Origin of the sequence: Alkalihalobacterium alkalinitrilicum, assembly GCF_002019605.1 — a bacterium.
Taxonomy (GTDB): domain Bacteria; phylum Bacillota; class Bacilli; order Bacillales; family Bacillaceae_F; genus Alkalihalobacterium; species Alkalihalobacterium alkalinitrilicum.
On record NZ_KV917368.1, the window covers coordinates 3,357,537 to 3,370,023 of the forward strand.

At 44.3% G+C, this 12,487-nt stretch carries 3 protein-coding genes, 2 tRNA genes, 3 rRNA genes and 2 riboswitches; all 8 genes read right to left on the reverse strand.

What is annotated here, in order from left to right; genetic code table 11:
* Window positions 1-378: 378 nt before the first annotated feature.
* A 5S ribosomal RNA gene (gene rrf / locus BK574_RS16165) occupies window positions 379-494 on the reverse strand.
* 414 nt (window positions 495-908) lie between these two features.
* Window positions 909-3,839 (reverse strand): 23S ribosomal RNA (locus BK574_RS16170).
* Between the two features lie 423 nt (window positions 3,840-4,262).
* Window positions 4,263-4,338, reverse strand: a tRNA-Ala gene (locus BK574_RS16175).
* Between the two features lie 30 nt (window positions 4,339-4,368).
* Window positions 4,369-4,445, reverse strand: a tRNA-Ile gene (locus BK574_RS16180).
* A 265-nt stretch (window positions 4,446-4,710) separates the two neighbouring features.
* Window positions 4,711-6,262, reverse strand: a 16S ribosomal RNA gene (locus tag BK574_RS16185).
* The 16S, 23S and 5S rRNA genes sit together here with 2 tRNA genes alongside, the layout of an rRNA operon.
* Before the next feature lie 575 nt (window positions 6,263-6,837).
* A complete protein-coding gene (locus BK574_RS16190; RefSeq protein WP_078429314.1) occupies window positions 6,838-8,151 on the reverse strand; it encodes an NCS2 family permease in 1,314 nt (437 codons plus the stop codon).
* Between the two features lie 154 nt (window positions 8,152-8,305).
* Window positions 8,306-8,407, reverse strand: a riboswitch (purine riboswitch).
* A gap of 83 nt (window positions 8,408-8,490) precedes the next feature.
* The gene (guaA, locus tag BK574_RS16195) at window positions 8,491-10,029 is read right to left on the reverse strand and encodes a glutamine-hydrolyzing GMP synthase (protein ID WP_078429315.1); all 1,539 of its coding nucleotides are present in this window, start codon (window positions 10,027-10,029) and stop codon (window positions 8,491-8,493) included.
* 155 nt (window positions 10,030-10,184) lie between these two features.
* Window positions 10,185-10,287: riboswitch (purine riboswitch) on the reverse strand.
* Window positions 10,288-10,320: 33 nt separating this feature from the next.
* Window positions 10,321-12,480 carry a transglutaminase TgpA family protein gene (locus BK574_RS16200; RefSeq protein ID WP_078430894.1) on the reverse strand — a complete coding sequence of 720 codons (2,160 nt, stop codon included), beginning with the start codon at window positions 12,478-12,480 and terminating at the stop codon, window positions 10,321-10,323.
* Between the last annotated feature and the right edge of the window lie 7 nt (window positions 12,481-12,487).

A 12,487-nucleotide genomic window follows, 5' to 3' on the forward strand; every position in this document is an offset into this window, starting at 1 on the left:
GTCTGCTGACTTCTGACTGTTCAGCTATATTTATCGCTAAATAGGTTACCGAGTGTGCTCGGCTTATCAGTCAGACCTCCCCAGGTAAGAGTACAATCTTTCCTTCCATCTATCTGCTTCATTTACTCTGTATCACCTTTGGCAGAAAGGACTTTGTCTTGTTTAGCAGACTCACCCAATGATACCTAGCCTTATATGAAGTTCGTGTTCCTCAGACCGGAAGTTTGCCGCTCGCTTCCTTCAGATCCTGCGTCACCACAGGCACCCTTGCGTTAAGCTACTGCTACTTCTGCCTTCACAGTTCGGGACTTTCACCCTATAGATTGCACCCATGCTGAGCGCACTAAAAAAGCATAATCCAAATGGATTATGCTTAATGCCTAGCGACGTCCTACTCTCACAGGGGGAAGCCCCCAACTACCATCGGCGCTGAAGAGCTTAACTTCCGTGTTCGGCATGGGAACGGGTGTGACCTCTTCGCTATCGCCACTAGACTTATAAAATTGTGATAAGCTTCGCATTTCTTCGTTGGCTACGCTCCCTGCGTTGCTCATGTACCCTTCAAACGTACATTCCGCTACTCGTGAACTTGCCGCCTCGAACTACTCGCTTCTAACAATTTTCTATTAGGATTTTTGATAAGCTGCGAATTTCTTCGTCAGTTTCAATTCTTGCGGTGCTCCGACGTACAGGATGTACTAGTGCCGACGTTGTCACAGGACGTGACGAACTTAGTCGGTTACCTTTCCGATACGCTCCACTCCTCAGAATTTCACTTCCTCGAACTTCTTGCTTCTGAAAACCCTTTTTAAAATTATGATAAGCTTCGCATTTCTACGATGCTTATGATGGAGAGTCATTCTCTCAAAACTGGATAATGTACTAGAAGAATATCAACGCTTTATGTTTTGGATAAGCCCTCGACCGATTAGTATCTCTCAGCTCCACGTGTCACCACGCTTCCACCCGAGACCTATCAACCTCATCATCTCTAAGGGGTCTTACTTACTTAACGTAATGGGAAATCTCATCTTGAGGGGGGCTTCACGCTTAGATGCTTTCAGCGCTTATCCCGTCCACACGTAGCTACCCAGCTATGCTCCTGGCGGAACAACTGGTACACCAGCGGTGTGTCCATCCCGGTCCTCTCGTACTAAGGACAGCTCCTCTCAAATTTCCTACGCCCACGACGGATAGGGACCGAACTGTCTCACGACGTTCTGAACCCAGCTCGCGTACCGCTTTAATGGGCGAACAGCCCAACCCTTGGGACCTACTTCAGCCCCAGGATGCGATGAGCCGACATCGAGGTGCCAAACCTCCCCGTCGATGTGGACTCTTGGGGGAGATAAGCCTGTTATCCCCAGGGTAGCTTTTATCCGTTGAGCGATGGCCCTTCCATGCGGAACCACCGGATCACTAAGCCCGACTTTCGTCCCTGCTCGACTTGTAGGTCTCGCAGTCAAGCTCCCTTATGCCTTTGCACTCTACGAATGATTTCCAACCATTCTGAGGGAACCTTTGGGCGCCTCCGTTACTGTTTAGGAGGCGACCGCCCCAGTCAAACTGCCCACCTGACACTGTCCCTGAACCGGATCACGGTTCGAGGTTAGAACTTCAATACAGCCAGGGTAGTATCCCACCGACGCCTCCACGTAAGCTGGCGCTCACGCTTCCAAGGCTCCTACCTATCCTGTACAAGCTGTACCAAAATCCAATATCAAGCTACAGTAAAGCTCCATGGGGTCTTTCCGTCCTGTCGCGGGTAACCTGCATCTTCACAGGTAATATAATTTCACCGGGTCTCTCGTTGAGACAGTGTCCAAGTCGTTACACCATTCGTGCGGGTCGGAACTTACCCGACAAGGAATTTCGCTACCTTAGGACCGTTATAGTTACGGCCGCCGTTTACTGGGGCTTCGGTTCACAGCTTCGGCTTGCGCCTAACCACTCCCCTTAACCTTCCAGCACCGGGCAGGTGTCAGCCCCTATACTTCGCCTTGCGGCTTCGCAGAGACCTGTGTTTTTGCTAAACAGTCGCTTGGACCTATTCACTGCGGCTCTCTCGGGCATACACCCTAACAGAGCACCCCTTCTCCCGAAGTTACGGGGTCATTTTGCCGAGTTCCTTAACGAGAGTTCTCCCGAGCGTCTTAGAATTCTCTTCCCGCCTACCTGTGTCGGTTTGCGGTACGGGCACCTCTCACCTCGCTAGAGGCTTTTCTTGGCAGTGTAGGATCAGGAACTTCGGTACTTAATTCCCTCGCTATCACAGCTCAGCCTTTATGGTAAGCGGATTTGCCTACTTACCAGCCTAACTGCTTAGACGCGCATCCATCAGCGCGCTTACCCTACCTTACTGCGTCGCCCCATTGCTCAAACGGTGAGGAGGTGGTACAGGAATTTCAACCTGTTGTCCATCGCCTACGCCTTTCGGCCTCGGCTTAGGTCCCGACTTACCCTGAGCGGACGAGCCTTCCTCAGGAAACCTTAGGCTTTCGACGGAGGGGATTCTCACCCCTCTTTTCGCTACTCATACCGGCATTCTCACTTCTAAGCGCTCCACCAGTCCTTCCGGTCTGACTTCGCTGCACTTAGAACGCTCCCCTACCCCTGTCCGTAAGGACAAGCCGTAGCTTCGGTGATACGTTTAGCCCCGGTACATTTTCGGCGCAGAGTCACTCGACCAGTGAGCTATTACGCACTCTTTAAATGGTGGCTGCTTCTAAGCCAACATCCTGGTTGTCTGGGCAACTCCACATCCTTTACCACTTAACGTATACTTGGGGACCTTAGCTGACGGTCTGGGCTGTTTCCCTCTTGACTACGGATCTTAGCACTCGCAGTCTGACTCCCGAGGATAAGTATTTGGCATTCGGAGTTTGACTGAGTTCGGTAATCCTGTGGGGACCCCTAGCCCAATCAGTGCTCTACCTCCAATACTCTTCCCTCGAGGCTAGCCCTAAAGCTATTTCGGGGAGAACCAGCTATTTCCGAGTTCGATTGGCATTTCACCCCTACCCACACCTCATCCCCGCATTTTTCAACATGCGTGGGTTCGGGCCTCCATTCAGTGTTACCTGAACTTCACCCTGGACATGGGTAGATCACACGGTTTCGGGTCTACGACCACGTACTTATTCGCCCTATTCAGACTCGCTTTCGCTGCGGCTCCGCCTTATCAGCTTAACCTTGCACGGGATCGTAACTCGCCGGTTCATTCTACAAAAGGCACGCCATCACCCGTAAATGGGCTCTGACTACTTGTAGGCACACGGTTTCAGGATCTCTTTCACTCCCCTTCCGGGGTGCTTTTCACCTTTCCCTCACGGTACTGGTTCACTATCGGTCACTAGGGAGTATTTAGCCTTGGGAGATGGTCCTCCCTGCTTCCGACGGGGTTTCACGTGTCCCGCCGTACTCAGGATCCGTCTCGGAGAGACGATCATTTTGGCTACAGGGTTGTTACCTTCTCTGACGGGTCTTTCCAGACCGCTTCGCCTATGATCGTCTTTTCTTACTCCATGTGAGACGTCCTACAACCCCAAGAGGCAAGCCTCTTGGTTTGGGCTAATTCCGTTTCGCTCGCCGCTACTCAGGAAATCGCATTTGCTTTCTCTTCCTCTGGGTACTTAGATGTTTCAGTTCCCCAGGTCTGCCTCCTCATACCCTATGTATTCAGGTATGGGTACCATCCCATTACGGATGGTGGGTTCCCCCATTCGGATACCCCCGGATCAAAGCTTACTTACAGCTCCCCGAGGCATTTCGGTGTTCGTCCCGTCCTTCTTCGGCTCCTAGTGCCAAGGCATTCACCGTGCGCCCTTCATAACTTAACCATTGGATGAATGATAAACGTCGAATCTCTTCGTCAACTTCGCTTTTTGCCCTACTCACGTATCCTTTAAACATACGCTCCATTGCTCAAAAACTCGTTTCCTCGATCTTCTCGTTTCTAATTCATCTCTTTGTGTCTCCTGAATTTAAATCAGGAAATTTATAAAGGTTGTTGAATTCTTGACGACTCAAGTTACTCTTGGTTACACAATGTGCAACCCAGTGAAATCTTGATGTCATTTCTAGTCATTATCCAGTTTTCAAAGAACGAAGTTAGTAACTTCATTTACCTTATACTACCTTGCTACGAAAAAATGCAAATACAAGGGCAAATGATTAATACTATTAGATAGCAAAGACACTTCTAAGCGGACTCAAAAGCGGCTCTTATACTGTAAAATAGAATTATATTGTTAAAAGCATATTGGTGGAGCCTAGCGGGATCGAACCGCTGACCTCCTGCGTGCAAGGCAGGCGCTCTCCCAGCTGAGCTAAGGCCCCGAATTTTCATATAATGATAAGTTGAAGCTATGGTGGGCCTAAGTGGACTCGAACCACCGACCTCACGCTTATCAGGCGTGCGCTCTAACCAGCTGAGCTATAGGCCCTTATTCAACCTGTCATTAAATTTAATTATAGAGAGTTTTGAGTTCTCTCAAAACTGAACAAGGCGACTGATTTCAATCGCATCTTGTATATCATCATCGATTTACTTCATGCTGCCTTGCACCGAGGACGCTTACTTCGAAGCGTTGCTCGTAGACACAGGTGCAAAAAGTTAATCAGTAAGTTTTGAGTTTTCTCAAAACTGAACAAAAAAGACCAAAGCGTACATACTCGAAGTATGCATCGACTAGAGTAAATACTCCATAGAAAGGAGGTGATCCAGCCGCACCTTCCGATACGGCTACCTTGTTACGACTTCACCCCAATCATCTGTCCCACCTTAGGCGGCTGGCTCCAAAAGGTTACCCCACCGACTTCGGGTGTTACAAACTCTCGTGGTGTGACGGGCGGTGTGTACAAGGCCCGGGAACGTATTCACCGCGGCATGCTGATCCGCGATTACTAGCGATTCCGGCTTCATGTAGGCGAGTTGCAGCCTACAATCCGAACTGAGAATGGTTTTATGGGATTGGCTCGACCTCGCGGTTTCGCTGCCCTTTGTACCATCCATTGTAGCACGTGTGTAGCCCAGGTCATAAGGGGCATGATGATTTGACGTCATCCCCACCTTCCTCCGGTTTGTCACCGGCAGTCACCTTAGAGTGCCCAACTAAATGCTGGCAACTAAGATCAAGGGTTGCGCTCGTTGCGGGACTTAACCCAACATCTCACGACACGAGCTGACGACAACCATGCACCACCTGTCACCTTGTCCCCCGAAGGGGAACGCTCTGTCTCCAGAGGTGTCAAGGGATGTCAAGACCTGGTAAGGTTCTTCGCGTTGCTTCGAATTAAACCACATGCTCCACCGCTTGTGCGGGCCCCCGTCAATTCCTTTGAGTTTCAGCCTTGCGGCCGTACTCCCCAGGCGGAGTGCTTAATGTGTTAACTTCGGCACTAAGGGCATCGAAACCCCTAACACCTAGCACTCATCGTTTACGGCGTGGACTACCAGGGTATCTAATCCTGTTTGCTCCCCACGCTTTCGCGCCTCAGCGTCAGTTACAGACCAGAGAGTCGCCTTCGCCACTGGTGTTCCTCCACATCTCTACGCATTTCACCGCTACACGTGGAATTCCACTCTCCTCTTCTGTACTCAAGTCTTCCAGTTTCCAATGACCCTCCACGGTTGAGCCGTGGGCTTTCACATCAGACTTAAAAGACCGCCTGCGCGCGCTTTACGCCCAATAATTCCGGACAACGCTTGCCACCTACGTATTACCGCGGCTGCTGGCACGTAGTTAGCCGTGGCTTTCTGGTTAGGTACCGTCAAGGTACCGCCCTATTCGAACGGTACTTGTTCTTCCCTAACAACAGAGCTTTACGACCCGAAGGCCTTCATCACTCACGCGGCGTTGCTCCGTCAGACTTTCGTCCATTGCGGAAGATTCCCTACTGCTGCCTCCCGTAGGAGTCTGGGCCGTGTCTCAGTCCCAGTGTGGCCGATCACCCTCTCAGGTCGGCTACGCATCGTCGCCTTGGTGAGCCGTTACCTCACCAACTAGCTAATGCGCCGCGGGCCCATCCCGTAGTGTTAGAATTCCCAACTTTTACAATAACACCATGTGATGTTATTGATTATCTGGTATTAGCTCCGGTTTCCCGAAGTTATCCCAGTCTACAGGGCAGGTTGCCCACGTGTTACTCACCCGTCCGCCGCTAACCTTTCAAGAGCAAGCTCTTGAAAGGTCCGCTCGACTTGCATGTATTAGGCACGCCGCCAGCGTTCGTCCTGAGCCAGGATCAAACTCTCCAATAAAGTGTTTGATTAAGCTCACTGTCACAAACGTGACATTTTTAAAACATTGACGAGATATCATGTATCTCTTTATTTCGCTTGGCTTTTTGTTCAGTTTTCAAAGAACTCCAATCGCTCGTTGGCGACTTTTATATTATAACTAAAAGAAAACCTTTGTGTCAACAACTTTTTTTTTGAGGTTTTTTTCCTTCAAAGTTCCTCGCTGACAACGAATATAAATATACCAAGTATCCAAAAAAAGATCAACTATTATTTAAAGGTAATAAATACCAAATGCGTTTCTTCTATAAATTGACTATCACACAAGGCCACAAGAGCTTACTATAATTTGAACCTTTCATCAATGAAGGTTTTCCTCTTCCCCCACTGATGGTTAGTTGAGGCCATACGACCCTGGTCACACCGTCGTTGTCACAGGACGTGACGCATTTAGTCTGTATTCATTTAGTTACTGGCAGTCTCCCATTTATCCTTCTTTGATTCCTCGAAGTCTTGAAGTTGGGGCTATACCCTAAAAACTAAACCAGGATAAAAAAAAAGAAGGACCACAAAATGCTGCGGTCCTCCCAAAATGTTTATTCTGCTAAAAAGGCAAAGAATAGAACGAATATCACGAATAAAACGTACATAATCGGATGAACCTCTTTACCCTTCCCTTTTACAATCATTGTGATCGGATAGAAAATAAAGCCTAGTGCAATACCATGGGCAATACTGTAAGTTAACGGCATCGTAACAACGGTTAGAAACGCAGGTACCGCAATCTCAAATCTCTTCCAATCGATCAATCCTAATGAAGAAGCCATTAATATCCCAACAATGATCAGTGCTGGCGCTGTAACTTGAGCAGTAACAACTGCAAGTAACGGCGAGAAGAATAATGCTATTAAAAAGAAGCCCGCAGTTACTACCGATGCAAATCCTGTACGTCCTCCTGCAGCAACCCCTGACGAAGACTCAATGTAAGCTGTAGTTGTTGATGTTCCTAAAATTGCACCAATTGAAGTAGCACTTGAATCGGCAAGTAATGCTCTGTTAGCACGTGGAAGTTTATTATCTTTTACAAAACCAGCTTGGTTTGCAACAGCATATAACGTTCCAGCTGTATCGAAGAAATCAACGAATAAGAACGTCAGAATAACTACTAGTAACTGAAGAGTTAAAACTTGGCCCCAACCAACTTCACCGATATATAAGAATGCCTGCCCAAATGTAGGAGCTAGACTTGGAACAGAAGAAACAATTTGTTGTGGTATGTCAATTAACCCAACGACCATCCCAGCAATAGCTGTTAAGATCATTCCATAGAAAATACCACCTTTCACTCCACGAACCATAAAAATGACAGTAACAATCAAACCGAATACCGCTAACAGCGTAGTAGGAGCTGTCATGTCTCCTAGTGTAACTGCTGTTGCTTCATAAGGTACGACAATCCCCGCATTTTTCAAACCAATAAAAGCAATGAACAAACCGATACCTGCACCAGCTGCGTATTTCAATTCTGCTGGAATAGCATTAATGATAATTTCACGAATACCAGATAGAGTAATTAATATAAAGATAATACCTGAAATAAATACACCAAATAATGCAATTTGCCAATCAATTCCCATACCAATAACAACAGAAAAAGCAAAAAACGCATTTAAACCCATTCCTGGCGCTAAAGCAATCGGATAATTCGCAACAACCCCCATAATAAGCGTACCAATTGCTGCCGCCAATGCTGTAGCAACAAAAACAGCTCCTATATCCATACCCGTGGCACTCAAAAGATCTGGGTTAACAAAAAGAATATAGGCCATTGATAAGAACGTCGTTACTCCTGCAATTGTCTCTTTTTTATAACTCGTTCCGTTTTCTTTAAAGCGAAAAAAACGATCCATTGAAAATAACCCTCCTCAAAATATATAAAATTATCTTCCCCAGATTTTCAATAAAACATTTGAGACTGGCTCAAAAGCAAAAAAGCCCTAGGTTTCCTACCTAGGGCTTAATCAACAAAAAATCTGGAAGCAACACATACGAAACTTTCGTCTATGTTAACATCCGATCTTTCGTAGTTAAGCCATTTACGGTAGCTTGGTAGAGACTCACGGGCCATATTCCCGCGATTATACGAATGACGGTCTACTGCTTTTCAATAGCATTAGTTTATCAACATAGTATTAATGTGTCAATATAAATTCCGAACATTTTTTTGTTTTATTTCAATATCGTTCGTGTTACTCCCACTCAATTGTTGCAGGTGGTTTGGAAGTAATATCATAAACTACACGATTAACATGTTTCACTTCATTAACAATACGAGTAGAGATAATCTCTAGCACATCATATGGGATACGTGCCCAATCAGACGTCATTCCATCAATCGACGTAACCGCACGAATACCGACTGTGTAATCATACGTTCTCGCATCACCCATAACTCCAACACTTCTCATATCAGGAAGTGCAGTGAAGTACTGCCAAATTTCGCGATCTAATCCAGCCTTTTGGATTTCATCTCGAAGGATAGCATCAGATTCGCGAACAATCTCTAACTTATCTTCGGTAATCTCACCAAGGACACGAATACCTAATCCTGGACCTGGGAAAGGTTGTCTCCAAACGATCTCTTCAGCAATCCCCAGTTCAGTTCCTAGCTTACGTACTTCGTCTTTAAATAATGTGTTTAATGGTTCAATCAACTCAAATTTCATATCTTCTGGTAGCCCGCCAACATTATGGTGCGATTTGATTGTCTGTGCTGTTGCTGTTCCACTTTCAATAATATCAGTATAAAGTGTTCCTTGGGCTAAGAAATCCATGTCAGTTAATTTTGAGGCTTCTTCTTCAAACACATAAATAAATTCATTTCCAATAATCTTACGTTTTTGTTCAGGATCTTTAACGCCAGCTAATTTTGAAAGGAAACGTTCTTGTGCATCAATTTTTATCACGTTCATATTAAACCCTTCACTAAATGTTTGCATCACACTTTCTGCTTCACCTTTACGAAGAAGTCCGTGATCAATGAACATACACGTTAATTGATCTCCAATTGCTTTATGAATAAGAACCGCAACAACTGAGGAATCAACGCCGCCACTAAGTGCACATAATACTTTTTTATCTCCAACAAGGTCACGAATTTTTTGCATTTCAACTTCGATAAAGTTCTCCATTGACCAGTTACCTTCACATTCACAAACTTTGTTCACGAAATTCTCTAACAGTTCATTTCCGTACTGTGAATGACGAACTTCTGGATGAAACTGTACTCCATAAAGTTTTCTCGAAACATCACTCATCGCCGCCACTGGACATGATGGATTTTGAGCATCCACTACAAAGCCTTGAGGAGGAGCAATAATTTTATCACCATGACTCATCCATACCGTTTGTTCTAGCGGTAGCCCGTCATATAACTTTGAAGGGTTTTCTATTTTAATAACAGCTTTTCCGTATTCACGATGTTCGGCAGCTTCTACTTTTCCACCAAAATGTTGTGTCATCAATTGCATACCATAACAAATCCCTAAGATCGGAACTCCTAATTCATAAATTGCTTCATCACATTTAGGTGCACCTTCTACATAAGCGCTATTTGGCCCACCTGAAAAAATGATTCCTTTTGGGTTCATTTTTTTAATTTCTTCTGCTGTGATTGTATTAGGATGTAACTCACTATATACACCTAAATCTCGAATACGTCTTGCAATTAGCTGGTTATATTGACCACCAAAGTCTAATACTACAATCATTTCATTGACGTTCTCCATCATTTCATCCACCTTTTATTATGATTTGCTCATAGACCCTATTAACAAGTCTACATGCCGACTACGAGAAATCGAGTTCCCTTATGTAGTAAAAACTATAGAAAAAGCTAGAATTCCTTCGTTGCTTTTGCTGCGAAGACAGAATCCTAGCTTACTCTCTAATATCCCGCCTTCATAGTCAGATTATTTACGGTAATCTGGTAGAAACACTTAGGCCCTATTCCTAAGGATATTATGAAGGTATAAATTATTAAAATTACGGATATATTTTATCAATGACCTGCAGCATGGTCAAGAACCGATCTTTTTAATTAAATTTTCCCACAATTCTCGATTGTGATTCCAAACCTCTTTGGAGAGCTTATTACCATAAGATACTTTTTCATAGTTTAACGTAATTTCCACCATATCATTCATCGAATAAAAAGAATCAATTCGAGCTGCAAATTCACGTAATGTTTCACTACGTCTTTTAACAATGCCTTTATAACCTAAAAGCCAAATGAGGGAATGGAATGCTAATTCAAACGATCGCTCATTATTTTGTTTTCCATAGCGAAACAATAAATATCGTACTAATATTTTCTTTCTTAAAATAAAGCTAACCATCGCTACTATAATTAATGTACCGAAAACAACAAACCAGAAGGTATAATCAAAGAAAATTCCGTTTCTATTGCCTCCTCCTGCTGCATTTTCATCTTCCTGAACTTCTGCCATTGTCTCTTCGACTTCAGGCTCTATAGTTGGGTTTTCCATTTCACGTTCCCACTGAGCTTCTAATTCAGGTGTTTCAAAAACAAAGTTTGATGCATTATTAAATCCTTGGGTCGGTTCAAACGGTACCCACCCATGCCCTGGAAAATAAACCTCGACCCAAGAATGCGCATTTGCATTTGTCACTTGGTACTGACGGTTTCCATCTCCAAGATCTTGAATTCTTTCTCCTTGCGTAAAACCTTTAACCCATCTTGCTGGTATATCGAGTGTTCGTAACATCACGACCATTGAAGTTGAGTAATTATCACAGTACCCTACCTTTGTTTCAAATAAAAATTGATCCACATAATCCTCGTCAGGACCTGGTACCGCTACGTTTTTCGTCTCGTATCGAAAACCCGCCATACGATAATACCGCTCAATGGCTTTTACTTGATCGTAACGATTACTGAAGTTTCCCGTTATCTCTTCTGCTAATTCTCCTACACGATCTGGCAGTGTATCAGGGAGCTGTAAATAGATGCTTTCGATCCTCTCTGGGTCTCCTCCTGTAACTTCTCTTAACTTCGATACTGAAAACTTCGGTTCTAAAAAAGTTAAATTATAGGACTCAAGATGAATAGGGTCGTTTCCATAATAAGTATTACCTCTTCCTGTATGAGCATCAAAATATACAGAAACATCGATAATGGACCCTACAGAGACATCAAGCGGTTCACCTGCATAAAAAATATGTTGAAAGTTTTGATACGGTTCAAAAGCAACCGAGGCATTCACCCTATTTACATCCACCTCATATCCAAAAAGAGGATAGGACCTTTCTAATTGTTCTTCAGGAGTTGTTACTTCCCAACCTTTCCCTGTGTAAAAGTCTTTAGATTCCCCGCGCCAATACTGACCTTGAGGTGTAACGACTTGAAACACAGGAGTATCATCATCTTCAAATCCTCCACCGAGCCTCCCATCGTTATCTCCATAACCAATTCGCTGATGCAACACTCCCCTGCCTTGACCTGTATTCATCCCAATAGCAGCTTTCATATAAGGAACAGGGTCTTCCCATTGGGGTTCATACTTTGGAGCTGCATAACCAAAGCTACTCGCTAATAAAAGCACGACACATAGAGAAGCGATTAAACGTACGGGTAACACACTTGAGTACGTATTTACCTTTTCACGTTCAATCGTACGATATAACGTCATTAACCCTAAAAGCAAGAAACCAACCATAAAGATTCTGACAATTGAATAACTAGCATCATATGGTGTGAAGGTGTCAATAACTGTAATGTAAATAATCGTAAAAAGTAAGAAAAACAGAATACGTTTCGCATACACAGTCCAAAAGTAGAGCAGATAGCTCATCACAGCTAATAAAATAAAGAACAATAGACTTCGAAACATATCCGTTAGTCCTGTCCAATTTCCTGAAAACATCATCGAAAGATTATGGCCAAAGTCACTTAATAGAAGTTCAAACCATCGAAAAGACAAAAACGATCCTTCTAAAAACATTAAATGTAAACCATATAAAATGATACCTAGTTTTAGCGGAAATGAGATCCATACATTTACTTGCAAAAAAGTTAATAAGAAAAACAACAAGGTAACCCCAATAAAAAAAGAGATAAAACCAGTATCTGTAATATAAGGTAAAGGAAGTAACCATTCTAATAGAAGGACATAACTTAACATATACAGAAAGAAATGCCTTCCTTTATGAGTTTTCATAGTAGTC

Coding starts and splice junctions, on each gene's coding strand:
- BK574_RS16190 (WP_078429314.1), bottom strand. CDS start 8,151: ATGGATCGTTTTTTTCGCTTTAAAGAAAACGGAACGAGTTATAAAAAA.
- guaA (WP_078429315.1), bottom strand. CDS start 10,029: ATGGAGAACGTCAATGAAATGATTGTAGTATTAGACTTTGGTGGTCAA.
- BK574_RS16200 (WP_078430894.1), bottom strand. CDS start 12,480: ATGAAAACTCATAAAGGAAGGCATTTCTTTCTGTATATGTTAAGTTAT.